This window comes from Nitrospirillum amazonense (assembly GCF_007828045.1).
GTDB classification, from domain to species: domain Bacteria; phylum Pseudomonadota; class Alphaproteobacteria; order Azospirillales; family Azospirillaceae; genus Nitrospirillum; species Nitrospirillum amazonense_C.
In genome coordinates this window covers 272,112-295,403 of sequence record NZ_VITN01000004.1, presented here as the reverse complement: position 1 = coordinate 295,403, position 23,292 = coordinate 272,112, and the positions used below count along the sequence as shown (strand labels likewise).

The window sequence follows — 23,292 nt, the reverse complement described above, 5'->3', positions numbered from 1 at the left end:
GTCTTCCCCTCCTTCAGACGCGGGACAGCCAGGCGGCCGCCACGGCGGCGCCGGCCGTCAGCGGCAGCAGCAGGCCCACCCGCGCCAGGCGCGCGTCCACCAGCGCCCAGGTCATGACGATGCCCCAGCCGATGGGGCCGATGAAGCCGGCGGCCACCAGGCGGTCGGCCTCCATCCCGCCGGCGCGCACCGCCACCAGGGCGGCCACCGACATACCGATGGCGGCGGCCAGCGGGCCCGCCAGCAGAGTGCGGGCCGCCCCGCGCAGGAAGGTCACCCAGGCCCGCCGGCCCGATTCCACCGGCATGGCCACGGGGGCCTTGGGCACGCGGTGCGGCCGGCGGCGCCGGTCCCGGCCCAGGATCACCACGCCGTAGCCCACCAGGGAGAAGGCCAGGAAGCCGATGACGACGGCCTTGTCGGCGTCGGCCACGGCCAACCAGCCGGCGAAGCCCGCGGCGATCAATGCCCAGCCCGGCAGGGCATGCCAGCGGGGGGCCGTGGCCGACGCCCATACCCGCCGCAGCAGAACGATGCCCAGCACCGTCAGGGCCAAGCCCCCCAAAAAGCCCATCGTCGCCGTCATGCCGTCGCCCAGTTCCCAAGGATGTCAAGGGCATCCGGCCGATTTCCCATTCAATGGTCCCTTTGGCCGGCGCCCCTCAGCGTCCGGCACTATAAATAAGAGTAATTCGCAATTGCAACTTCGAACATCATTCCCAGACGGCGCTGGCGCCGCCCAGCGGCCCCGCCGGCCGGTTCCAAGCCAGCGGCGCCCCGGCCACCGTCACCGGCGGTGCCAGGCGGCGGGCGGGGCCCCAGGCGGTCTGTTCGAGGACAGGATTGAAGTCGGCATCGGTCTCGGGCGCCAGAGGGGGCGCGTCCGCCCCCCCCGCCCCGCCGTCCAGCAACAGGCGGGCGGTGCTGGCCAGGGCGGTGCGGCCCACTGTGCCCTGGCCGGTGCGCGCCCGGTGCGCCAGGCCGCGCAGCGCCATGGCCGCCAGGATGTAGCCGGTGGCGTGGTCCAGCGCCTGCACCGGCAGGGGCGTGGGCTTGTCGCGGCCCAGCAGGCGCATGCCGGCCTCGGCGACGCCGGCGCTCATCTGCACCAGGCTGTCGAAGCCGCGCCGCCCGGCCCAGGGCCCGTCCCAGCCATAGGCGTCCAGGCAGACGTCGATCAGGCCGGGGTTGAGCGCGCGGCGGCTGTCCGCATCCAGGCCCAGGCGGGCCAAGGCTTCCGGGCGATAGCCATGGACCAGCACGTCGGCCTGGGCCAGCAGGCGCTTAAGGACGGCCAGGTCGTCGGCCCGCCGCAGGTCCAGGCGGGCGCAGCGCTTGCCCAGGGTCATGTCCGGTTCCAGGTTGGGCTCCTCCCAGCCGGGCGGATCGATGCGCAGCACCTGGGCGCCGCAGCCGGCCAGGAAGCGCGTGGCCGTGGGCCCGGCCAGGATACGGGTCAGGTCCAGCACGCGGATGCCGGCCAGGGGCCGGGTGGGATCGGGGCGCCAGTCCCGCGCGCCCTGCCCCGCCGTTTCCTGGGTCAACAGGGGGGAGGCCGCCACGGCCCGGCCCTGGGGATGGTCGGCCCAGGCCTCGGCGCTGCGCATCGCCGCGGCGCAGCCGCCGGCCGCCACCACCGCCGCCTCAAGGTCGCCGGCCGCCCAGCCCGCCACGGCCCGGGCCACCGCGGCCCGCTCCACCGGCACGCCGAGTACGGACAAGGCGGCGGAGCGGTGATGCGGGGCGTTGGTGTGCAGGCGGATCCAGCCGTCGGCGGCGGGATAGTCACCCGCCACCGCATCCCAGGCGGGCGGCAGGTCCCAGCCCTGGGGCCGCAGGGCGTAGCCGAACCAGGCGGAGGACAGGCGGCGGTCGGCCACCGCCCCGTCCGCGCCCGCCAGCTCGGCCAGGGCCAGGCCGGCGGCGGCCACCGAGGCCACGGCCAGGTCGCTGACGGCGAAGACGGACGGCAGGCTGCCCGTGCCGGTGAAGCGCACCCGGTCCAGCGCGTCGGGCGCGCCGCCCAGGGCCCGCCAGATGCCGGCCAGGAAGCGGTGCTCGGGTGTGGGGGCGGGTGTGGGGGCGGGGGTGGTCATGGTCGGTTCACCTCTGGCTTCAGGGACGGCCCGACGATGAACCGGTGACAATAATCGTCAATGTTGATTAACTAATTCAATATTGATTGAGACGATCAACGAGGGGATGCCCATGGCCGACCTGCTGACCGCCGCCCAGGCCGCCACCCGGCTGGGCGTCTCCCGCCAGACGCTGTACGCCTATGTCAGCCGGGGGCTGCTGCGCGCCCAGCCGGAGGGGGACACGCGCGAGAGCCGCTACCTGGCGGCGGAGGTCGACCGCCTGGCCCTGACCCGCATCCGGGGCCGCCGGCCCAAGGACATCGCCAAGGCCACGCTGGACTGGGGCCTGCCCGTGCTGGAGTCGGCCATCACCCTGATCCAGGACGGCCACCTCTATTACCGGGGCCGCGACGCGGTGGACCTCTCCGCCCGCGCCAGCGTGGAGGAGGTGGCGGGCCTGCTGTGGCGGGTGGCGCCGGAGGAGGCGTTCGGCGGCCCCCCGCCCGCGCCGGCACCGGCCTTCGCCGTGGCCCAGGCCGCCTTCCACGGCCGCCGGGCGGAGGAGGCGCTGCTGCCCCTGCTGGCCCTGGCCAGCGAGGACGCCGACACCGCCGCCTGGCAGCGGGCGCCCGGCCGGCTGGCCCAAGGGGCGGCGGCGCTGGTGCGGCTGCTCACATCCTGCCTGCTGGGCACGGCCCCCGCCGCCACCCCCATCCACAAGCAGTGCGCCAAGGCGTGGAAGCTGGACAAGGACGGCGCCGACCTGGTGCGCATGGCCCTGGTGCTGTGCGCCGACCATGAGCTGAACGCCTCCAACTTCACCGCCCGCTGCGTCGCCTCCACCGGCGCCAGCTTGCGGGCGGCCGTCATCGGCGGGCTGGCGGCCCTGGGCGGCCCGCGCCACGGCGGCCTGACCGCGCGGGTGGAGGCCCTGTGGGACGAGGTGGGCGCGGATGGCGAGACCGCCGCCCGCCTGCGCCAGCGCCTGGCGCGGGGGGAGGACATCCCCGGCTACGGCCACCCGCTGTACCCCGCCGGCGACCCGCGCGCCGCCGCCCTGCTGGCCCGCATCCTGCCCCTGCACCCCACCTGGGCCGTGGTGCAGGCGCAGACCCAGCGCCTGGTGGGCCAGCCGCCGGTGATCGACACCGCCCTGGTGGCGCTGCGCCGCCATCTGGGCCTGCCCATGGGCGCCGCCTTCGGCCTGTTCGCCCTAGGCCGCTCGCTGGGCTGGATCGCCCACGCCCTGGAACAGCACGCCGACGCCCAGCTGATCCGCCCCCGCGCGCTGTACACCGGGCCGCGGCCCACAGGCCGGCTTGCTTAAATGACCGGGGTTAGCTAAGTTGGTCCAACATTGGAGGCAGCCATGCGCCAGGTCACCATCCACGCGGCCAAAACCCATCTGTCCAAGCTGATCGAAGCGGCCTTGAACGGCGAGGAGGTGATCATCGCCAAGGGCAGCAAGCCCGTGGTTCGCCTCACCCCCATCAGCCGGGGCGGCTTCAAGATCGGCATCCTGGAAGGCAAGCTGGGCGCCGGCCCCGACTTCCTCCAGCCCATGGCGGAGGATGAGCTGGACCTTTGGGAAGGCGGGCGGTGACGGCGGTCCTGCTCGACACCCACACATGGGCCTGGAGCTTGAATGGGGACAGCCGCCTGTCCATGGCTGCCAGGACGGCCATGCAAACCGCCGGCGCCGTCCTTGTCAGCCCCATCACCTTCTTTGAAATCGCCCAGAAGGTCCGGCTTGGGACATGGCCGGAAATGGAACCGTTCGTGACCCAGCTCCCCGCGTTGCTGGAGCAGCAAGGCGGCCTGGTCGCAACCCTTGAGCCTGCGATCAGCATCACCGCCGGCACCATGGACTGGTCCCACCGCGATCCCTTCGACCGCCTGCTAGCGGCAACGGCCCTGCATCACAACCTGCCCTTGGTATCCGCCAATACCATGTTCGACGGCATCATTACCCGCCTCTGGTAGCCCCGCTACATCCTGTCGCAGGAACCGGCGGCGCCGCCGCGCGCTTCCCGTCCTGGGTGGACCCGCATCGGGGCCGCCCTTGGCACCATTCGCGAGAAGGCGGCGACGATGCCCGGCAGAAAGCTTTTCCCCAACAGCGTGATCCCCTTGCCCGCCGGCCAGGGCCTGGCGACCCAGGGCCTGCTGATCAGTCCGGCGGAACCCCGCCACCGGGCGGCGGCCATGTCCCTGCACTTCTCCCTGGGCCTGCCCGAGGGCAAGCAGCGGGAGCTGGAGGACAGGGTGGCGGCCGGTGAGCTCATCCCCTTCGAGGAACAGGCGCGGGACTATGCCGCCGACCCGGCCGCCGCCGACCGCCTGGCGCGGTGGCTGACGGCCCAGGGCTACACCATCGACCAGGTGACGCCCGACCACACCACGGTCTACGCCACCGCCCCCGCCGGCACCATCGAGGCCAGCCTGGGCGTGCGCATGGTGCGGGTGACGCGCGACGGCCACGCCTATACGGCGGCCTGCGACACCCCCAGCCTGCCCGACGACGTGGGCGGCCCGGTGTTCCACATCGGCGGCCTGCAACCCTTCCTGCGGCCCAACAAGCACTATCGCATCAGCCATCACAAGCCGGCGCCGGATGAGGCCCCCGGCAGCGACATCGCCGGCGACCTGGGCACGGCCGCGAAGAAGCAGAAGAAAAAGAAGAAGCCGGCGGCGGCCAATCCCACCCAGCCGCCCTACACCGTGCCCGCCATCCTGAAGGCCTACGGCGCCGACGGGCTGGGCCTGACGGGCGCGGGGCAGGAGATCGCCATCCTGATCGACACCGTGCCGCTGGACAGCGACCTCGCCCTGTTCTGGCGGGCCAACGGGGTCAGCACCGACCTCGGCCGGGTCACCAAGATCAACGTCGCCGGCGGCACCCTGCCCTCGCCCGAGGGGGAGGAAAGCCTGGACGTGGAATGGACCAGCGGCATCGCGCCCGGCGCCGGCATCCGCGTCTACGCCTGCGGCTCCCTCTCCTTCACGGCACTGGACCAGGCGCTGGACCGCATCATCGCCGACGCCGCCCAGCGGCCCGCCCTGCGCCAGCTGTCCATCAGCCTGGGCATCGGCGAGACCTATCTGCAGGGCCCCTCGGGCGAGATGGCGACCCAGCACCAGAAGTTCCTGAAGCTGGCGGCGGCGGGCGTGAACGTCTTCGTCTCCAGCGGCGACGCCGGCTCCAACCCCGACGACACCGGCCATTCCTCCAAGGGCCCCCTGCAGGTGGAGTACGAGGCCAGCGACCCCTGCGTCATCGGCGTGGGCGGCACCTCCCTGCGCCTGGGCACCGACGGCCATGTGGCGGCGGAGGTGGCCTGGCCGGGCAGCGGCGGGGGCAAGAGCGTGGACTTCCCCCGCCCGGCCTGGCAGGTGGGCAACGGCGTGCCGGCGGGCGGGCAGCGCCTGGTGCCCGACGTGGCCGGCCCCGCCGACCCCAACGAGGGCGCGCTCTTGTACCTGAACGGCCAGAAGGAACAGATCGGCGGGACGAGTTGGAGCGCGCCGCTGTGGGCCGGATTCTGCGCCCTGATCAACGAGGCGCGGACCAAGGCGGGCAAGGGCGCCCTGCCCTTCCTGAACCCGCTGCTCTATCCCCTGCTGGGCACGCCCTGCTTCCGCGACATCACCCAGGGCGGCAACGGCGCCTACAGCGCCGGCCCGGGCTATGACCTGGTGACGGGCCTGGGCGTGCCCAACGTGACCCAGCTGGTCAGCCGGCTCCGCGATGCATGAAGGCGGGAGGCCTGAGGGCGATCAAACCGGCTGGGCCGTCACCTCCAGCATCCTCTTCACCAGGCCGATGCGGTCCACGTCGTGGCGGCGCGCCATCTCCCATTCCCCCACCATGATGGAGCTGTCGACGATGAAGCGGCAGCGCTCATACCGCCGTTCCATGTAGCGGGCCAGCAGGTCGCCCAGCGGCGCATCCTGGGGCAGCAGCTCGGCCAGCACCACGGCGTCCTCGATGGCCATGCCGGCCCCCTGGCCCAGGTGCGGCGTGGTGGCGTGCACGGCGTCACCCAGCAGGACCACCCGGCCCCGGTACCAGGGGGCCGGCATCATCAGCACCTCCATGGGCTTGTACACCACCTGGGCGGGGTCGGTGATCTGGTCGCGCAAGGCCCCGATCAGGCCACCGAAGCCCCTCATCCGGTCGCGCATCAGGGTGTGCAGCTGGTCCGCCGGCATGCGGGGGTTGCCCGGCTCCTCCGACGTCACGAACAGGTACATCAGCTCGTGGGACAGGGGGCAGAGGCCGGCGTTGCCGTCCGGCCCGGTGAAGGCCGCCAGATGGTCGATCTCCACCGGCCGGGGGAAGTTGTGGCGCCAGACCGACTGGCCGGTAAAGCGCGGCCGATTTTTATCGCCGAACAGCAGGCCGCGCACCTTGGAGTAAAGCCCATCCGCCCCCACCACCACGTCATAGCGGCCGGCGGTGCCGTCGCTGAAGGTCACGTCCACGCCCGTCTCGTCCTGGTCCAGCCGCTCCACCGTCGTGCCCAGGCGCACGGCCGTGCCCTTCTCGATGGCGGCACCGCTCAGCACCGTGTGCAAGGCCAGGCGTGAGATGCCCAGGTTGGCGGGATATTGCGGCCCGGCCAGGCGCTGGCCCGGGATCTTGGCCAGCAGCCGGCCGTCGGGGGCGTACATGCCCACCGCCTCGAACGGGAACCCGGCGTCGAGGTAGCGGTCCACCAGGCCCAAGTCGGCCATGGCGCGCACGACGTTGCATTGCTGGATGATGCCGACGCCGTAGACCGTCCATTCCGCCTGCAGTTCCACCAGGTCCACGGCCAGGCCCCGGTCGCACAGGGCCGACGCCAGGGACAGGCCGCCGATGCCGCCCCCCACGATCAGCACCCGGCTCACACGTTGCGCCATCGTCCTCCCTCCCGTTCGCTTGTTGAGCGTTTGTTATGGCGGCAACGGTACGGCGGGCGGCGGCATCGGTTGAGGCGTATTTTCCGATGCGCGGCCATCGGCGTGGCCGATATCAGCAAGCGCCATCGACGGGGCCTTGCGCCCAATGAAAGGCTCGCCCATCTATCGGTTCGGTCGTACCAAAGTGCGACGAGGTATCGCCTCAAACAATAAAATAGGGAGGATGGGCGCCCATGCGCTTTCGCCGTTTCGACCTGAACCTGCTGGTGGCCCTGGACGTGCTGCTGGAGGAGCGCAACGTCTCGCGCGCCGCCCATCGCCTGCACCTCAGCCAATCGGCCATGAGCGGTGCGCTGGCCCGCCTGCGCGATTATTTCGGTGACGAAATCATGGTGATGGTGGGCCGCACCATGGTGCCCACGCCCCTGGCGCTGGCCTTGGTGGAACCGGTGCGCGACATCCTGATCCGGGTGCAGACCACCATCGAGGCGCGCCCCACCTTCGACCCCGCCACGGCCCAACGCGTGTTCCGCGTGGTGGCGTCGGACTATGTGACCGAGGTGGTGCTGGCCCGCGCCATCCGCCGCCTGCGTCGCGAGGCGCCGGGCCTGCGGCTGGAGATCAGCGCCGTGGCCGACGGCATCCATGATCGCCTGAACCGGGCCGACGTGGACCTGGTGATCTCCCCCGACGCCTACCTGACCAGCGACCAGCCCAAGGAAGTCCTGTTCGAGGAGACGCACAGCTGCGTCGTCTGGCGCGGCAACGCGGCCGTGGGCGAGACCCTGTCGTTCGAGCAGTACCTGGACATGGCCCACGTGGTGGTGATCATCGGCGACAAGCGCACCCCGGCCTTTGAGCAATGGTTCCTGGACCGCTACGGCTACGCCCGCAAGGTCGGCGCCGTCGCCCCCGACTTCTCCTCCGTCGCCCCCATCCTGGTGGAAACGGACATGATCAGCACCATGCACACCCGCCTGGCCCGCCTCTACGCCCAGCACCTGCCCCTGCGCGTCCTCCCCGCCCCCATCGAGTTCCCCGTGCTGACCGAGATGATGCAGTGGCACTACCAGTTCGACCGCGACCCCGGCCTGATCTGGCTGCGGGGATATTTGCGGGAATGCGCGGGGGCGTGAGGATCTGCGTCACGCCGGGCGCACGGTCACCATCAGCCCGGCGCCCAATACAGTCAGGCCGAAGCACAGCACCAGCATGACCTTGAGGAACGGCCGCCGCTGGCTCCAGCGATTGCCGGGCAGATCGGCCGCCAGCAACAGCCCCCAGGCACCGAGCGTCGCGGCGGCCATGCCCAGGGTGGCGACCTCATACCGCTTGTCCGCCTGGGCGAAGAACGCCAGCAGGGCACCCAGCAACATGAACCACTGGCCATAGCGGCCGATCCAACCACGAAGGTCCAAGAGGGTCATCGCATCATCCGCCGATTATACTCGTTCATATACCGGGGCCACAGCCGCCCGAGGCGGGCGGCTTCCCAAGCGCCGCCGGGCATGAGGTGGCTTGTGATCGCGCCCAGGGCCGTGGAGACGGTGGCCCTCGCCGTCGCGGTGCTGAGCGCCGCCCCGCTGAGCGCGGCCGCCCCCGCCACCTCCGGCAATATGGTGGTGGCCACGGCCCCTACGACGACACCGGCCCCCACGGCGAAGATATCCTGCGCCAGGGCGGAGTAGAAGCTGGGCGGATTGTAGATGCCTTGGATGTCCGGCATCTTCCCGCCGAAATTCTTAGTGGCGTAGTAATCGAACTCCCGGTCCGTCAGGGCGAAGGGCCATTCGTCCGGATCCTGGGTCACCTGGAACTTGGTCATGATCATCCAGGAATAGAACGGCCCCCATCCCGGTTTGTGGCGAAGACCATCCAGTTCCTTCTCGAAGGCCTGCCGGAACGTATCGCTTCTGCGGATCAGACACAGCCCCGCCACCAGAATGCGTGCACGCTGTGGGTCGGAGGTCTGGTTCAACAGCGCCATGTCGCAATTGGCTTCGTTCAGCAACAACGCCAGGGCGTCGTCCCTGAGCCAACGATGGTTCACGGTGACGGTGTCAGCCATCTTGCATCCCCCTCCGTTTGCCCGTCATGCGATAGGAAATATGAACTACCCGTCAAATATGGCTCAGCCACAGGCCGTCAAGCTGGCTGTCCGGAAGAGGTGCCTGGGCTAAGCCGGATGTTATAGATGATCAGGTATCATTGAACGGCTGGGATAATGGTCCATGAACCCCGCAGCAAATAGCGGTAGCTAGGCCGAAGCGTCAGGGTCTGCTTTGGTCACCCGTGTCCAAGCAGAATGCAACGAAGCCTTTAGCAGCATCGCTCCGACGCCGTTTCACGATGCAGAAGGAGGAGCATGTGAATTTCACTTTGTATTACCTATTACACCATACCACCCACAGAAAATCAGATTATTATTTTTAAAGTCGAGGAAAATTATTACAATAATCGTGACATTTACTGAATATTTATTGAAAAATATTTGCTCATAATGTTTTATTATTGTTGTCCGCTAAAGGCTTGGCAAACGCCTTCGCAACAGCCATGCTACATGCACTTAGAAGGATACTGAACATGCCAGAAGTTATTCATAAATCTGAAGAAGTATTCGGAATCGGTCGCGAACTCCCGCTGAATTACGTTCAAAGGAAAGACGTAGATGAACCATTTTTTGAAAGCCTAAGCAGGGGAAAGCATATTGTAATTTACGGATCCTCAAAACAGGGCAAGACGTCCCTGCGCAAAACTTGGCTAACAGACAGAGATCACCTTACTGTCAGCTGCCTCAGCTCCATGAATCTTTCTCAACTGAACGCTGCTATTCTGAAAACGGCATGGTATCGACTTGAACAAACTATATCCAAGTCGACAGATGGATCATGGAAATTTTCTGCGGAGCTAAAGGCAAAAGCAGGAATTCCCCTCCTGACCGAAGCGTCTGGAGGTGGCGGCGTCGAACGCCAAACTAAGGGCACAGAACAGCAAACCACCACTCGGATCGAACTTGATTTGGGTGATGTTAATGACATTATCCAGTCTCTAAAGGAAGCCAATGCACCAAAACATATAGTTTTAGAAGATTTTCATTACTTACCATTCGATACACAGTCACAATTCAGCATCGCCTTGAAGGCGTTTCATGAGAACTCAGATTACACTTTTGTTGTTATAGGCGTTTGGCGCGAAAAGAATAGATTAATCTATTTTAATGGAGATCTCACGAGTCGAGTTGTTGCAATTGATGCCGATGCTTGGACTAAAGAGGAATTGAAATCGGTTGTTCGGGCAGGAGAGCCGTTACTAAACGTTCGTTTTGACGATGAGTTTGTTGAAGGAGTTGTCGAGAATTCGCATAATGCAGTGTATCTGGTACAAGAGGGATGCGCATTAGCTTGCCACAAAGCTAAAGTCTATCAAACAGGTGATCAAACTGTTCAAGTTGGCAAAAACGTAGATACTGCCGCCCTTATTAAATCAGTCGTTGACGAACAAGCTGGCAGATATATTGCTTTTCTTAACAACGTATCTGAAGGATTTCAGAAATCAGAACTAGAAATGTATCGTTGGCTTCTTTATGCTCTACTTAAGTGCAACATAGATGAATTACATCAAGGACTTAGAATGTCTGCTATATCTACAATCGTAAAAGAACATCACCCACTCGGAGAAACCCTTAACGAAGGAAACATTACTCAGGCACTAACCAGCATCGCATCACTTCAGGTAACAAAGAACATTAGACCTATTATCTTAGATTACGACCCAAACAAATCGCGTTCTGAATGTCGTTGATCGGGCGTTTCTTGTATGGTTGGCATATCAAGATTCGAATGAATTGGCACGCGATCTAATAAGTTAGATAGGCTTCGCATGAATGAGCATCATCACCTCCCCCGATACACCCCTATCCGGTCTATCGATTTGATGAATGCATAGTTGCGATCTACCTTTGCCTGTAGCGGCACAACAGGCGCCCGGGAACCGGCGCCCCGGCCTTTAGTCCCTTGGAAGAGCACGGGGTTTTCCCCCGTGGGGGCTGGGGCCGGCCAACAGAGGCCGCGCAGGGAGTGAACACATATGCACCGGATCGTGCGTCCGACGACGGCTGCCGTCGCCCTCTTGCTGACGCCTGCCTTGGGCGCCGCCCTCCTCTCCTCAACCGCGCTGGCGCAGAGTGCCGCGCCAGCGGCGAAGGCAGACGCCGCCGCACCGGCGGCCGAGCCGGCGCAGCTTGAGGACATCGTCGTCACCGCCGAGCGGCGGGAGCAGAGCCTGCAGAACGCGCCCATCGCCGTGTCGGCCCTGGGCGGGGCGGCGCTGAAGGACGCGGGCGTGGCCGACGTGTCGGACCTGACGCGCAGCGTGCCCTCGGTGGTGATCGCGCCGGCGGCGGGCGGCGTGCCGCAGGTCTATGTGCGCGGCATCGGCACCTTCGCCAGCAACCAATATGCCGAGCAGTCGGTGGCGGTGAACCTGGACGGCATCTACATCTCCCGCCCCGCCGGGGCCAACGGCTTCTTCTACGACATCCAGCGGGTGGAGGTGCTGAAGGGCCCGCAGGGCACGCTGTACGGCCGCAACGCCTCGGGCGGAGCGCTGAACGTGCTGCCGGAGACGCCGAAGCTGAACGCGCTGTCGGCCGCCGCCACGCTGGACATCGGCAATTATGACCTGCGCAAGGGCGACGCCTACGTCAACGTGCCACTGAGCGACAAAGCGGCACTGCGCGCCTCCGGCATGGTTATCGACCGCAAGGGCTACCTGACCGACGGCTACAACGACGACCAGGGCCAGGCCGGGCGCCTGCAACTGCTGCTGGAGCCGACGGAGGATTGGCGGGTGCGCCTGTCCGGCGACTATTACCACCGGGGCGGCAAGGGCTCCGGCCAAGTACAGTACCCCTACGCCGACGCCGACAATCCCTGGATCGGCCCGTCCGACCCGCGCGAGGTCGCCGCCTATTACGCCGGGCTGCCGCCGGCCTCCGCCCACAACCCGCTGATCAGCAACGCCAAGGGCGACGGCTTCATCGATGACCAGTTCTGGGGCACGCATGCCGAGATCAGCCATGATTTCAGTTTCGCCACCCTGACCGTCATCCCCGCCTATCGCGAGGTGCATGAGGATTACCTGTCCTACATCCCCTCCGCCTTCCGGGTGGAGAGCGACGCCAAGCAGAAATCGGTGGAGGCGCGGCTGGCGTCCAGGGACGGCGGACCGCTGACCTGGCTGGCCGGCGTCTATTACTTCACCGAGGATGTGGCGGCCAACCAGGACTATGACCACTGGGTCCAGGAGACGGTGATTGACAGCGCGCTGACCGATGAGACGGTGGCCGCCTTCGGCCAGCTGACCTATGCGCTGACCGACACCCTGCGCCTGACGGCCGGCGGCCGCTTCACCCATGAGGAGAAGACGCAGGACAGCCAGTTCGGCACCGCCACCTTCAGCCCGGCCAAGCCCACGCTGGCCACCCGCGCCGACGACCGCATCTGGAACGCCGCCACCTGGAAGGTGGGCGTCGACTATGACCTGGCGCCGCAGTCGCTGCTGTACGCCAACATCGGCACCGGCTTCAAGGCGGGCGGCTTCTTCGCCAGCGCCGGGCCCGACACCTTCAACCCCGAGCACCTGACGGCCTACAGCGTCGGTGTGAAGAACCGCTTCTGGGACAACCGGGTGCAGCTGAACGTCGAGGCCTTCGACTATGAATACCGCGACCAGCAGATCAGCTACCTGGCGCCCTCGCTGACCGGGGTGTCCAGCTTCCCCTACGCGCCCGTGTTCGTGACCCAGAACGTGGGCCGGTCGCGCATCCGGGGGTTCGAGGTGGAGGGGCGGTGGAAGGCCACGGCGCAGGATCTGCTGACCGCCACGGTGCAGTACATCGACAGCCGCTACACCAGCTTCACCTACAGCTATTTCTCCAACTTCGGCGCACCGCCCTCCGTCGGCTGTCCGGCCATGCCGGCCGCGGGCGCCAACCCGGCGCCCGTCCCGCCCTCCGCCATCTATGCGGTGAACTGCAGCGGCAAGCCCGGCACCAACGCCCCGCGCTGGACCGCCAACCTGGGCTATGAGCATGAGTTCAGCTTCGCCGATGGGTCCGGCCTGACGGCGGCGGCGGACGTCTACCTCTCCGCCTCCTACTACACCGCCTATGATTATTTGGCGGAGCAGGTGCAGGGCGGCTATCACATGACCAACCTGCGCCTGACCTACAACGCGGCGGACGACCTGTGGTCTGTCACCGGCTATGTCAACAATGTGGAAAACCAGGCGGTGGTCAGCACCAGCTTCCAGCCCAACCAGGCCTTCGGTAACGGCCTGAACTACGCCAACATCCGCCCGCCGCGCACCTACGGCGTGCGCGCCACCGTTCGGTATTGAGCGGCCGGCGGTATTGAAGGGCCGAACGCATTAATAAAACCGTGTTTCACAAATACTGATTGAAGCAGCGGCGCCGTTTCCGCCCACCAGGCAAGGTCAGGGGGCGGGGCGGCGCCGCGAACCCGTGTGTTCCCGCGGCACCAGTGACAAATTCTTATAAAGTCGTATTATTATTTCGTTGCGCGGAACGCTTCTTTTCTGTCTCCTGCCCCCCGTCTGCATAGGCACGAATGGCGTCCGCCCAAGCGGCGCCCCGGCCCCCGCCCGGGTCCGGCCAATGGCGCCATGCGTTGGGGACACAGATGAACCGACTGTTCCGGCCGGCGACGGCCATGGCCACCCTTTTTCTGGCCGCCTCCCCCTTTGCCGCCCCCTATGCCGCCGCCGCGGGCGCCACCGGCGGCGCCGACCCGGCGGACGCCGCATCCGACGCCGTGCTGAAAGACATCGTGGTCACGGCGGAACAGCGGGCGGAAACGCTGCAGTCGGCCCCCGTGGCCGTGCAGGCCGTGACCGGCGACAGCCTGGCGGCCGGCAGCCTGACCAACACCGCCGACCTGGCCCGCGCCCTGCCCGCCCTGGTGGTGGCACCGGCCGCCGGCGGCACGCCGCAGCTCTACGTGCGCGGCATCGGCAGCTACATCATCAGCAGCTATGCCGAGCCGTCGGTGGCCTTCAACCTGGACGGCGTCTACGTCCCCCGCCCAGCCGGCGCCAGCCTGGCGTTTTATGACCTGCAGCGGCTGGAGCTGCTGCCCGGGCCGCAGGGCACGCTGTACGGCCGCAACGCCTCGGCCGGCGTGCTGAACGTCGTGCCGGAGGTGCCGGTGCTGGGCCAGACCTCGGGCCACGCCTCGCTGGAGTTCGGCAACTACAATTTGCGCAAGGGCGAGGGCGCCCTGAACGTGCCGCTGGCCGACAAGGCGGCGCTGCGCGTGGCGGCCCAGGTGGTGGACCGCAAGGGCTATCTCTCCGACGGCTATGACGACGACCAGAGCCAGGCCGGCCGCGTGCAGGTGCAGCTGGAACCGGCGGACGATCTGCATGTGCGCCTGGCCGCCGACTACGCCCACCGGGGCGGCAAGGGCGACGCCCAGGTGCAGTATCCCTTCGTGAACGGCGACAACCCCTGGATCGGCCCGTCCGACCCGGCGGCGGTGAAGGCCTATTACGCCGCCCTGCCGCGGCTGGCCCGCCTGAACCCGCTGATCCGCAACGCCCGGAACGACGGCTTCATCGACGACAAGTCCTGGGGCCTGAAGGCCGACATCGTGAAGGAGTTCAGCTTCGCCACCCTGACCCTCACCCCGGCCTATCGCGGCATGGATGAGGATTACCTGGCCTATGTGCCCAGCGCCTACAGCCTCACGGGCCGCTCCCGCGCCACCTCCGTCGATGCGCGCCTCACCTCTAACGGCCAGGGACCGCTGAGCTGGGTGGGTGGCGTCAGCTATTTCAACGAGAAGCTCTACGCCAACCAATATTACGACAACTATATCCAGCACGCCGTGGGCAAGGGCGACCTGAACACCGAGTCCGAGGCCGCCTACGGCCAGGTGACCTACGCCGTGGCGCCGGATCTGCGCCTGACGGCCGGCGGCCGCCTGTCGCATGAGGAGAAGGCGCAAACCATCCTGTTCGGCAGCAACACCTTCACCGCCGCCTTCCCCACCCTGCTGCCACGCCAGGACAGGCACGACTGGAACAGTGCCAACTGGAAGGTGGGGGCGGATTACGACGTGGCCCCCGGTTCCCTGCTGTATGCCAGCGTCGCCACCGGCTTCAAGGCGGGCGGCTTCTTCTCCTCCCCCGTCAACCAGCGCGACTACTATGGGCCGGAGCATCTCACGGCCTACACCGTGGGCCTGAAGAACAGCCTTCTGGGCGGCAAGGCCCAGGTGAACCTGGAGGCGTTCGATTACGAATACCGCGACCAGCAGATCACCTACACCGCCCCGGTGCAGACCGGCGTGCCGCTGGCGCCCTACGCCGCCCTGCTGGTGACGCAGAACGCCGGGCGGGCGCACATGCGCGGCCTGGCCGTGGACGGCAAGTGGCAGGTGACGGCGGACGACCTGCTGACCGCCAGCGGCCAGTATCTGGACACCGCCTACGACGACTTCCACTACCGCTACTACAGTGGCCTGGGGGCCCCGCCGGCCGTGGGCTGCGCCTACGCCAACGCCTCGGCCGCCGCCGTGCCCAAGCCCATCGGCGCCGCCAAGATCTGGGCGGTGGATTGCGCCGGCAAGCCGGCCATCAACGCCCCGCGCTGGACCGCCATTGTCGGCTACCAGCACGACTTCCGCCTGGACGGCGGCGGCACCGTCACGGCGGCGGCGGATGTGCACCTCTCCTCCTCCTACCAGACCGCGTACGATTACGCGCCGCAGCAACTGCAGGGCGGGTACCATATGACCAACCTGCGCCTGACCTACACCCCGGACCATGCGTGGTGGAGCCTGACCGGCTACGTCAACAACGTGGAGAACCAGGCGGTGGTGACCAGCGGTTTCCAGCCGCCGCAGGGCCTGGGCGCGGGCTACAACACCGCCAGCATCCGCCCTCCCCGCCTGTATGGCGTGCGGGTGCGGGTCGCGTATTAAGGGGTTATGCTGCGCGGCGGGGTAACGCTGGGGAAGCCCATGATCCTGGTTTTCGTGCACGGCTGGAGCGTCACCAGCACCGCGACCTACGGCGGCCTGCCTGACGCCCTGCCGGCGCAGGCGGCGCTGACGGCGCCCGGCCTGAACCTGACGGTGGTGCAAATCCACCTGGGCAGCTACGTCAGCTTCCAGGATGCCGTTACCATGGCCGACGTGGTGCGGGCCTTCGACCAGGCGCTGCGCGACGCGCTGCTGCCGCCGGGCGCCCCGGCGGGGACGCCCCTGCCCGACTTCTCCTGCGTCGCCCATTCCACCGGCGGCCCGGTGGTGCGGGAATGGGTGACGCGCATGTTGGATACCGGCGCCGGACTGGGCCCCTCGCCGCTGCGCCACCTGGTCATGCTGGCGCCGGCCAATCACGGCTCCCCCCTCGCCACCCTGGGCAAGGAGCGGGTGGGCCGCATCAAGGCCTTCTTCAACGGCGTGGAACCGGGGGAGCGCATCCTGGATTGGCTGGCCCTGGGCAGCGCCGACCAGTGGCGCCTGAACGGCCGTTGGCTGGACTACGACCCCATGGCCGTGGACCTCTACCCCTTCGTGCTGACCGGGCAGACCATCGACACCCACTTCTACGACTTCCTTAATTCCTACCTGGCGGAGGAAGGGTCGGACGGCGTGGTGCGCGTGGCGGGGGCCAACCTGAACTGCCTGTTCCTGAGGCTGAATGAGACGGCGGCGGCGGTGGTCAACCCGCACCCGCACTTCGACGCGCAGCCGGCCGCCGCGCTCAGCCCCGACGGCGGGCCCCGGACGCCCCAGCCGCCCCTGGCCTTCGGCGTCATTCCCGACGCCAGCCATTCCGGCGACAGCCTGGGCATCATGGGCAGCGTCACCCCGGGCAACGCCGCCGCCAAGCCGGTGGTGGCGGAAATCCTGCGCTGCCTGCAGGTCGACAGCCCGGCGGCCTATGGCGCCCGCGTGGCGGCTCTCTCGGCCCTGACCGACGCCACCCAGCAGGCCGTGGCCCTGGCCCGGCCGGATGAGGGGCAGCGCCACAGCCAGCTGGTCTTCCGCATTCGCGACGACCAGGGCGACGCAGTGAACGATTTCGACCTCTACCTGCTGGGCGGCCCGGACTACACCCCGGACGACCTGCCCAAGGGCTTCTTCGTCGACCGGCAACGCAACAGCGTCTCGCCCAACTGCCTGGTCTACTACCTGGATTACGACGTCATGGCGCGGCTGCCCGGCGCCCATTTCGGCCTGCGCGTCCAGGCGCGGCCCGCCGCCGGCGACGGCTTCGTCGGCTATGCCCCGGTGGAGTTCCGCACCGACGGTGCCGGCCTGGCCGTGGCCCTGCGGCCCAATGAGACGACCTACATCGACGTGGTGCTGAGGCGCCACATCGACCGGGCGGTTTTCCGCCTGGGCGCCGTGACGCCCGCCCCGCTGGACTTCAAGGACCGCAAGCCCAGCGGGACGGACGTCGATACGCCCTGATACTCATGGTCCGCTGATGCTCCCCCCAAAGGTCCGGCGGCCGCAGTCGCGGCCTATAGCGGCATGAGGCCAACCTCATGCCGCTGGTATGAGATCAGCCGGCCTTGTAGCGGTCGGCGGCGTGGTTGCGCGACAGGTTGGGGCCCAGGGCGTAGCGGGCCTGATTCAGCGCGTCGAACTCCGCCGGGTTGGGCAGCGAGGGGATGGTAACCAGCTCACCCTGGTCCAGGCCGGCCAGCGCCGCCTCCACCATCTCGCCCACCTCCATGACCATGTTCGGGTCCATGTCGTCGAAGGACCTGCCCACGCGCTCGAAAATCTCCGTCCGCGTCAGGCCGGGCAGCACGGCCTGGAACTTCACGGCCTTGCCGGCCTTGGCGGTCTCGGCCTGCAGCGACTGGGTCAGCGCCAGGACGAAGGCCTTGGTGCCGACGTAGGTGGCGCTGAACATCTCCGGGATCAGGGCGACGACGGAGGCGACGTTGACCACCGTGCCGGCCCCCTTGGCGGCGAAGGCGTCGGTGGCGGCGATGGCCAGCCGGTTCACCGCCGTGACGTTCACCGCGATCATGGTGTCCTGGTAGGCGATGTCGCTGTCCAGCGAGCCCCCCTTGGGGCCCAGGCCCGCGTTGTTCACCAGCAGGGTGATGGCGGCGTCGGCGCGCAGGCGCCGTTCCACCGTCTCCACATCGGCCTGGACGGACAGATCGGCCGGCAGGACATCGACCTTGACGCCGGTCTCGGCCCGCAGGCGGGCGGCGGCCTCCTCCAGCCGGTCCTGGTTGCGCGCCACCAGGATCAGGTCATAGCCGCGGCGGGCCAGGCGGTCGGCATAGGTGGCGCCGATGCCGGAAGAGGCGCCGGTGACGAGGGCGGTACCTTTGGTGCTCATGGGAGTTTCCTTTTGGAAGAAGCGGTGGAAGCAGGGCGCCGTCGGCGTCGTTGATCACGAAACTGGTATATGCTACTATTATCATGCAAGTCAATCGGGCTTGTGAACCTCAAGCCCCGCGCCGGGGGCATTGCAGGGCGGGCGCCGTCGCCGGGCTGGCTGGCCCATATGACGACGCACGGGGATGGGTGCCCCCCTGTGACGGTGGGAATGGCCCTTGCCGCCGGGGGCGCCTATTCTGGCCCGCTGGTCTTGGAAACGCCGGTTTTGAAAGGATCACGGAATTGGATGAGCCCGCCCCCACAGCCGCCGCTCCCACAGCACCTGCCCCGGCGGCGGCGGCGTCGAATGAAGGCCAGTCGGACCGCTGGGGCTGGGACTATTGCACCAACACCGCCGTGCGCCGCGCCGCCCGCCGCCTGGGCCAGCTCTACGGCGACATATCGGCGCCGGCCGGCCTGATGCCCACCCAGCACACCCTGCTGACCCACCTGAAGCTGGCCGCCGCCGCGTCCGACCCCGCCGCCGGCACGCTGCAGAACCTGGCCGCCGCCATGGTCATGGACCTGTCGGCCCTGGGCCACACCCTGAAGCCGCTGATCCGCGACGGCTATGTCAAGCTGGTGCCCGACGCCCGCGACCGCCGCGTCAAGCGCGCCCGCCTGACCGAAAAGGGCGAGGCCAAGCAGGCGGAGGGCCAGGCGCTGTGGCACGTGGCCCAAAGCCGCTTCGACGCCCTGTTCGGCGTGGAGGAGTCCGCCGCCCTGCGCCGCGCCCTGGCCATCGTGGCGTCGGAGGAATTCGCCGAGGCGTTCAAGCGGGGGAAGTAGCTAAAACCTTTTCCAATGCTCAACCGTCGTGCCCAAGGATGGCAACGGCATACCGGCGCATGATTGCATCGACGGATACCAGCGTCAGTCCTTCGAGTTGCGCTTGAGCGACAAGCATGCGGTCGAATGGATCCTGGTGATGCGGCGGCAGGGTGCCTGCCCTCGCCGCGTGGGCGACATTGATACCGAGTGGCGTGAAACCCGCTTTCGCCAGCTGTTCTTCAATGCCGTCCAATGGAAACTTCAGTCGACCCAGGGCCTGCTTGATTGAGATTTCCCAAATCGATGCCGCGCTTACGAAGATTTGTGAACGTCGGTCTTGGAGAGTCGCTTTGGCGATGGCCGGTAGCGCCGGATCGTTCGTCATCCACCAAAGCAGGATGTGCGTGTCGATCAATAGTCTCACGACACGCCACTTCCGAAAGCGCGGGCGATTTCGTCCGGCAATGGCGCGTCGAAGTCGGGACCGATTTCAATTTCGCCCTTCCATAAGCCAGGCACGCGTGGCCCCTCCAACGCCTCCAGCGGCACGAGACGGGCCATGGGGCGTCCAGCCTTCGCTATGATGATTTCCTCACCCGCGGCGGCCCGCTCAACCAACTGCGACAGATGCGTCTTAGCGTCGTAAAGATTAACGGGATCAGCCATGGCACCTCTCCTGACCAACTTGACCAAATATATCACAGGGGCGCCAATTGGTCGAGTTGGTCAACATCACCGGAAGTTCCGTCCATCGGGGAAGGTCGCGTCCGCGCGGCGGGCGGGGGCGGCGCCGGTGGGTTCGTCCAGGCGGGACAGCAGGTCGGAATAATCGATCAGGCGTTCGGCGCGCACATGGGTGACGGGGGTGGCGCTGGGGCCCTGGTCCTGGGTGGGGGCGATGACCTTTTCCACCCGCCCCAGGCACAGCAGCAGGCGGCTGCCCAGGATGTGGCGGCGGAAGGCGGTGAAGGTCTCGGGCATCAGCACCAGGTTGGCGATGCCGCTCTCATCCTCCAGCGTGATGAAGATGACGCCCTTGCTGCTGCCCGGCCGCTGGCGCACCAGCACCAGGCCGGCCAGGGCCACGCGGCTGCCGTCGGCCAGGGTCTCCAGCGTCTCCATGCGCATCAGGGGATAGCGGCGGACCATCTTCTCCTGCGGCTTGGCCGCGAACCGTTCCAGCCGGGCCACCACGTCGTCGCGCACCAGGCTCATGGGGTGGCGCTTCAAGGACAGGGACAGGCGGGTGTAGTCCTCCACCAGGTGCTCGCCCAGGGTCATGGCCGGCAGGGTGGCGATGGACGGGTCCTCCGCCCAGGGGTCGCCAGTCCCCTCCTCCTCCGCGTTCAGCGCCAGGTCCAACAGGGGCGGCAGCCGTTCGCCCAAGGCGCTGACCGCCCACAGCGCCTGGCGCCGGTCCAGGCCCATGGACTGGAAGGCGTCGGCCTCCGCCAGCAGTTCCAGGGTGCGCGGCGCCAGGCGGGCGCGGCGCCACAGGTCGTGCGGGCTGGCATAGGGCTCATGCCCCCGCGCCTCCAGCAAGGGCTGCACCGCCGCCTCGCTCAGGCCCTTGGCCAGGCGCAGGCCCAGGCGCAGGGTCTGGAACCGCTGCCCCCGCGCCGGCGGCTCCAGCCGGCTATCCCAATCGGAATGGTTCACGTCCGGCGGCAGCACCACCACATCATGCTCCCGGGCGTCGCGCACGATCTGCGCCGGGGCGTAGAAGCCCATGGGCAGGCTGTTCAGCAGGGCGCAGGCGAAGACATCGGGGTAGTGGCACTTGATCCAGGCGGAGACGTAAACCAGCTTGGCGAAGCTGGCGGCATGGCTTTCCGGGAAGCCGTAGGTGGAGAAGCCCTTGATCTGGTTGAAGCAGCGCTCGGCGAAGTCCGCCGTGTAGCCGTTCTTCAGCATGCCGGCGCGGAACTTCTCCTCGAACGTGTCGATGTCGCCCAGCTTGCGGAAGCTGGCCATGGCCCGGCGCAGGGCGTCGGCCTCGGCCCCGGTGAAGCCGGCGCCGACGATGGCGATCTGCATGGCCTGTTCCTGGAACAGGGGCACGCCCAGCGTCTTCTTCAGCACCTTCTTCAACGCTTCGGACGGATAGTCCACCGGCTCCAGCCCCTGGCGGCGGCGCAGGTAGGGATGGACCATGCCGCCCTGGATGGGCCCGGGGCGGACAATGGCCACCTGCACCACCAGATCATAGAACTCGCGGGGGCGCAGGCGGGGCAGCATGGACATCTGCGCCCGGCTTTCCACCTGGAACACGCCCAGGGTGTCGGCGGCGCACAGCATGTCATAGGTCGCCACATCGTCTGGCGGGATGGTGGCCAGCGTCAAGTCGCGGCCATAATGATCCCGCAACAGGGTGAAGGCCCGGCGCAGGCAGCTGAGCATGCCGAGGCCCAGGACATCGACCTTCATCAGGCCGGCGGCGTCCAGATCGTCCTTGTCCCATTCGATGTTCTGCCGGTCCTCCATGGCCGCGTTCATGATGGGGCAGAAGGTGGCCAACGGCTTGGGCGTGATGACGAAGCCGCCGACATGCTGCGACAGATGGCGGGGGAATTTCGAGATCTTCCCCGTCAGATCCAGCACTTGGCGCAGCAGCGGGTCGTCGGGGTCCAGCCCGGCCTCCCGTGCCCGCTCCTCCTCCGGCGTGCCGGTGCCCCAGCCGGAGATCATGGCCGACAGCTGGCCCACCGTGTCCTGGCTCATGCCCATGGCCTTGCCCACGTCGCGCACCGCGCCGCGCGAGCGGTAGCAGATAACGGTGGCGGCGATGGCGGCGTGGTCGCGGCCGTACTTGCCGTAGATGTGCTGGATCACCTCCTCCCGCCGCTCATGCTCGAAATCCACGTCGATGTCCGGCGGCTCGTTGCGCGCGCTGGAGATGAAGCGCTCGAACAGCAAACCGCTTTCCACCGGATCGATGGAGGTGATGCCCAGGCAGTAGCAGACGGCGGAATTGGCGGCCGATCCCCGCCCCTGGCAGAGGATGCCCTGCTCATTGGCGAACCTCACGATCTCAAAGACCGTCAGGAAGTAGGAGGCGTAGCCCAGTTCCCCGATCAGGGCCAATTCCTTGTCGATCTGCTTCTGGACATCCTCCGGCACGCTGTCCAGACAGCGCTCCTTGAGGTAGCGCTTGTCCGCCCCCTCCGCCGTCAACCGCGCCAGGCGCGCCTGCGGCGTGTCGCCCGCGTCCACCTCCGCCGGGTACAGGTAATCGGCCCGCAATTCGCTGATGGAAAAGGTGCAGGCCTCCACGATGTCGCGGATGCGGGCCAGGGCGCGGGGGTGGCGGCGGAACAGGCGCGCCATCTCCTCCGGCGGTTTCAGGTGGCGCTCGGCATTGGCGGCCAGCCGCCAGCCCGCCGTCTGGATGGTGCAATGCTCGCGGATGCAGGTCATCACGTCCTGCAACGCCCGCCGGTCGGGATGGTGGTAATGCACGTCGTTGGTGGCCAGCGGCGACAGGCCGTGCGCCTCGGCCAAAGCCGCCAGCCGGTCCAGCCGCCGGGCGTCGTCGCCCTGGTAGCGATGGGTCAGGCACAGGCTGAGGGTGCGGCCGAAGCGGCGGCGGTAATCGGCCAGATCCTCGATGAAACCCGCGTCGAGACTGTCGGGTGGCACCACCGCCATCATCTGGCCGGCGGCATGGGCCTCGACATCCGCGCGGGTCAGGAAGCATTGCCCCTTGGGCGCCCGGCGCATGCCCACCGTCAGCAGGGTGGACAGGCGGCCATAGGCCGCGCGGTCGATGGGCCAGCACAGCAGCGAGGGGCCGTCCGTCAAATCCAGCCGCGCGCCCACCACCAGGCGGAAGTCCAGGTCGCGCGCCGCCGCATGCGCCTGCACCACCCCCGCCAGGCTGTTGCGATCCGTCAAGGCCATGGCGCGATGCCCCAAGACCTTGGCCGCCTCCACCAGGTCAGCGGCCTTGGAGGCGCCGCGCAGGAAGCTGAAATTGCTGGCGACTTGAAGTTCTGAGTAGCTTTGCATGTTCCCTCAGACGCCGGGCGCCAGCATCCGCTGGCTTGGCTTGTCCTCAGTTTCCGGTCCGCTGCGCTCCCCAGAAACTTCCGGCGGCCGCG

19 protein-coding genes are annotated in these 23,292 nt (G+C 67.5%); 10 read left to right on the top strand and 9 right to left on the bottom strand.

The window, feature by feature from the left end; translation table 11 throughout:
* Positions 1-13 precede the first annotated feature (13 nt).
* Together FBZ89_RS09005 and FBZ89_RS09000 are read right to left on the bottom strand one after the other, a co-directional pair.
* Positions 14-586, bottom strand: coding sequence for a hypothetical protein (locus FBZ89_RS09005; RefSeq protein ID WP_145749669.1), 573 nt, complete (start codon positions 584-586; stop codon positions 14-16).
* 127 nt (positions 587-713) lie between these two features.
* Entirely contained in the window at positions 714-2,096 is a 1,383-nt protein-coding gene (locus tag FBZ89_RS09000; protein ID WP_145749668.1) for a CoA transferase, read from the bottom strand.
* A 112-nt stretch (positions 2,097-2,208) separates the two neighbouring features.
* Between FBZ89_RS09000 and FBZ89_RS08995 the strand changes: the two genes are divergently transcribed.
* From FBZ89_RS08995 to FBZ89_RS08980, 4 genes are all read left to right on the top strand, one after another.
* Positions 2,209-3,405 carry a citrate synthase family protein gene (locus tag FBZ89_RS08995; RefSeq protein ID WP_145749667.1) on the top strand — a complete coding sequence of 399 codons (1,197 nt, stop codon included), beginning with the start codon at positions 2,209-2,211 and terminating at the stop codon, positions 3,403-3,405.
* A gap of 42 nt (positions 3,406-3,447) precedes the next feature.
* On the top strand, positions 3,448-3,681 hold the full coding sequence (locus tag FBZ89_RS08990; protein ID WP_145749666.1) for a type II toxin-antitoxin system Phd/YefM family antitoxin: 234 nt from the start codon (positions 3,448-3,450) through the stop codon (positions 3,679-3,681).
* Positions 3,678-4,061: a type II toxin-antitoxin system VapC family toxin gene (locus FBZ89_RS08985; RefSeq protein WP_145749665.1), complete on the top strand. Its 384-nt coding sequence runs from the start codon at positions 3,678-3,680 to the stop codon at positions 4,059-4,061. Before FBZ89_RS08990 ends, FBZ89_RS08985 begins: the two co-directional genes overlap by 4 nt.
* A gap of 108 nt (positions 4,062-4,169) precedes the next feature.
* On the top strand, positions 4,170-5,834 hold the full coding sequence (locus tag FBZ89_RS08980; protein ID WP_145749664.1) for a S53 family peptidase: 1,665 nt from the start codon (positions 4,170-4,172) through the stop codon (positions 5,832-5,834).
* 21 nt (positions 5,835-5,855) lie between these two features.
* Here the strand turns inward: FBZ89_RS08980 and FBZ89_RS08975 are convergent, their stop codons facing one another.
* Complete coding sequence (locus FBZ89_RS08975; RefSeq protein WP_145749663.1) at positions 5,856-6,983, bottom strand: FAD-dependent oxidoreductase; 1,128 nt, start codon at positions 6,981-6,983, stop codon at positions 5,856-5,858.
* 233 nt (positions 6,984-7,216) lie between these two features.
* On the opposite strand from FBZ89_RS08975, the gene FBZ89_RS08970 reads away from it, so the two are divergent.
* Positions 7,217-8,119, top strand: a complete 903-nt coding sequence (locus FBZ89_RS08970) for a LysR family transcriptional regulator (protein ID WP_145749662.1) — start codon at positions 7,217-7,219, stop codon at positions 8,117-8,119.
* Positions 8,120-8,128: 9 nt separating this feature from the next.
* Here the strand turns inward: FBZ89_RS08970 and FBZ89_RS08965 are convergent, their stop codons facing one another.
* Together FBZ89_RS08965 and FBZ89_RS08960 are read right to left on the bottom strand one after the other, a co-directional pair.
* Positions 8,129-8,410 (bottom strand): hypothetical protein, encoded by a 282-nt coding sequence (locus FBZ89_RS08965; protein ID WP_145749661.1) that lies wholly within the window; start codon positions 8,408-8,410, stop codon positions 8,129-8,131.
* The gene (locus FBZ89_RS08960) at positions 8,407-9,051 is read right to left on the bottom strand and encodes a hypothetical protein (RefSeq protein ID WP_145749660.1); all 645 of its coding nucleotides are present in this window, start codon (positions 9,049-9,051) and stop codon (positions 8,407-8,409) included. Before FBZ89_RS08960 ends, FBZ89_RS08965 begins: the two co-directional genes overlap by 4 nt.
* Positions 9,052-9,566: 515 nt before the next feature.
* Here FBZ89_RS08960 and FBZ89_RS08955 point away from each other — a divergent pair.
* The 4 genes from FBZ89_RS08955 to FBZ89_RS08940 all read left to right on the top strand — a co-directional run bounded on the left by FBZ89_RS08955 (position 9,567) and on the right by FBZ89_RS08940 (position 17,488).
* On the top strand, positions 9,567-10,784 hold the full coding sequence (locus FBZ89_RS08955; RefSeq protein WP_211115159.1) for a hypothetical protein: 1,218 nt from the start codon (positions 9,567-9,569) through the stop codon (positions 10,782-10,784).
* Positions 10,785-11,069: 285 nt separating this feature from the next.
* The gene (locus FBZ89_RS08950; RefSeq protein WP_145749659.1) at positions 11,070-13,382 is read left to right on the top strand and encodes a TonB-dependent receptor; all 2,313 of its coding nucleotides are present in this window, start codon (positions 11,070-11,072) and stop codon (positions 13,380-13,382) included.
* A 302-nt stretch (positions 13,383-13,684) separates the two neighbouring features.
* On the top strand, positions 13,685-15,988 hold the full coding sequence (locus FBZ89_RS08945) for a TonB-dependent receptor (protein ID WP_246172099.1): 2,304 nt from the start codon (positions 13,685-13,687) through the stop codon (positions 15,986-15,988).
* A 39-nt stretch (positions 15,989-16,027) separates the two neighbouring features.
* On the top strand, positions 16,028-17,488 hold the full coding sequence (locus FBZ89_RS08940; protein ID WP_145749658.1) for an esterase/lipase family protein: 1,461 nt from the start codon (positions 16,028-16,030) through the stop codon (positions 17,486-17,488).
* Between the two features lie 94 nt (positions 17,489-17,582).
* On the opposite strand, the gene FBZ89_RS08935 is transcribed toward FBZ89_RS08940, so the two are convergent.
* Entirely contained in the window at positions 17,583-18,380 is a 798-nt protein-coding gene (locus FBZ89_RS08935) for an SDR family NAD(P)-dependent oxidoreductase (protein ID WP_145749657.1), read from the bottom strand.
* A gap of 284 nt (positions 18,381-18,664) precedes the next feature.
* On the opposite strand from FBZ89_RS08935, the gene FBZ89_RS08930 reads away from it, so the two are divergent.
* Positions 18,665-19,210 (top strand): MarR family winged helix-turn-helix transcriptional regulator, encoded by a 546-nt coding sequence (locus tag FBZ89_RS08930; RefSeq protein WP_211115158.1) that lies wholly within the window; start codon positions 18,665-18,667, stop codon positions 19,208-19,210.
* Positions 19,211-19,229: 19 nt separating this feature from the next.
* Here the strand turns inward: FBZ89_RS08930 and FBZ89_RS08925 are convergent, their stop codons facing one another.
* The 3 genes from FBZ89_RS08925 to FBZ89_RS08915 all read right to left on the bottom strand — a co-directional run bounded on the left by FBZ89_RS08925 (position 19,230) and on the right by FBZ89_RS08915 (position 23,200).
* Positions 19,230-19,616 (bottom strand): type II toxin-antitoxin system VapC family toxin, encoded by a 387-nt coding sequence (locus FBZ89_RS08925; RefSeq protein ID WP_211115157.1) that lies wholly within the window; start codon positions 19,614-19,616, stop codon positions 19,230-19,232.
* Positions 19,613-19,858, bottom strand: a complete 246-nt coding sequence (locus tag FBZ89_RS08920) for a type II toxin-antitoxin system Phd/YefM family antitoxin (RefSeq protein ID WP_145749655.1) — start codon at positions 19,856-19,858, stop codon at positions 19,613-19,615. Before FBZ89_RS08920 ends, FBZ89_RS08925 begins: the two co-directional genes overlap by 4 nt.
* Positions 19,859-19,924: 66 nt before the next feature.
* Positions 19,925-23,200 (bottom strand): error-prone DNA polymerase, encoded by a 3,276-nt coding sequence (locus tag FBZ89_RS08915; RefSeq protein WP_145749654.1) that lies wholly within the window; start codon positions 23,198-23,200, stop codon positions 19,925-19,927.
* Positions 23,201-23,292 lie beyond the last annotated feature (92 nt).

Bases quoted from the DNA above. Each gene is read 5' to 3' on its own strand.
- FBZ89_RS08950 (WP_145749659.1), top strand. From the start codon at position 11,070: ATGCACCGGATCGTGCGTCCGACGACGGCTGCCGTCGCCCTCTTGCTG.
- FBZ89_RS08970 (WP_145749662.1), top strand. From the start codon at position 7,217: ATGCGCTTTCGCCGTTTCGACCTGAACCTGCTGGTGGCCCTGGACGTG.
- FBZ89_RS08920 (WP_145749655.1), bottom strand. From the start codon at position 19,858: ATGGCTGATCCCGTTAATCTTTACGACGCTAAGACGCATCTGTCGCAG.
- FBZ89_RS08995 (WP_145749667.1), top strand. From the start codon at position 2,209: ATGGCCGACCTGCTGACCGCCGCCCAGGCCGCCACCCGGCTGGGCGTC.
- FBZ89_RS08915 (WP_145749654.1), bottom strand. From the start codon at position 23,200: ATGCAAAGCTACTCAGAACTTCAAGTCGCCAGCAATTTCAGCTTCCTG.
- FBZ89_RS08965 (WP_145749661.1), bottom strand. From the start codon at position 8,410: ATGACCCTCTTGGACCTTCGTGGTTGGATCGGCCGCTATGGCCAGTGG.
- FBZ89_RS08940 (WP_145749658.1), top strand. From the start codon at position 16,028: ATGATCCTGGTTTTCGTGCACGGCTGGAGCGTCACCAGCACCGCGACC.
- FBZ89_RS08975 (WP_145749663.1), bottom strand. From the start codon at position 6,983: ATGGCGCAACGTGTGAGCCGGGTGCTGATCGTGGGGGGCGGCATCGGC.
- FBZ89_RS08990 (WP_145749666.1), top strand. From the start codon at position 3,448: ATGCGCCAGGTCACCATCCACGCGGCCAAAACCCATCTGTCCAAGCTG.
- FBZ89_RS08945 (WP_246172099.1), top strand. From the start codon at position 13,685: ATGAACCGACTGTTCCGGCCGGCGACGGCCATGGCCACCCTTTTTCTG.
- FBZ89_RS09005 (WP_145749669.1), bottom strand. From the start codon at position 586: ATGACGGCGACGATGGGCTTTTTGGGGGGCTTGGCCCTGACGGTGCTG.
- FBZ89_RS08935 (WP_145749657.1), bottom strand. From the start codon at position 18,380: ATGAGCACCAAAGGTACCGCCCTCGTCACCGGCGCCTCTTCCGGCATC.
- FBZ89_RS08955 (WP_211115159.1), top strand. From the start codon at position 9,567: ATGCCAGAAGTTATTCATAAATCTGAAGAAGTATTCGGAATCGGTCGC.
- FBZ89_RS08960 (WP_145749660.1), bottom strand. From the start codon at position 9,051: ATGGCTGACACCGTCACCGTGAACCATCGTTGGCTCAGGGACGACGCC.
- FBZ89_RS08980 (WP_145749664.1), top strand. From the start codon at position 4,170: ATGCCCGGCAGAAAGCTTTTCCCCAACAGCGTGATCCCCTTGCCCGCC.
- FBZ89_RS09000 (WP_145749668.1), bottom strand. From the start codon at position 2,096: ATGACCACCCCCGCCCCCACACCCGCCCCCACACCCGAGCACCGCTTC.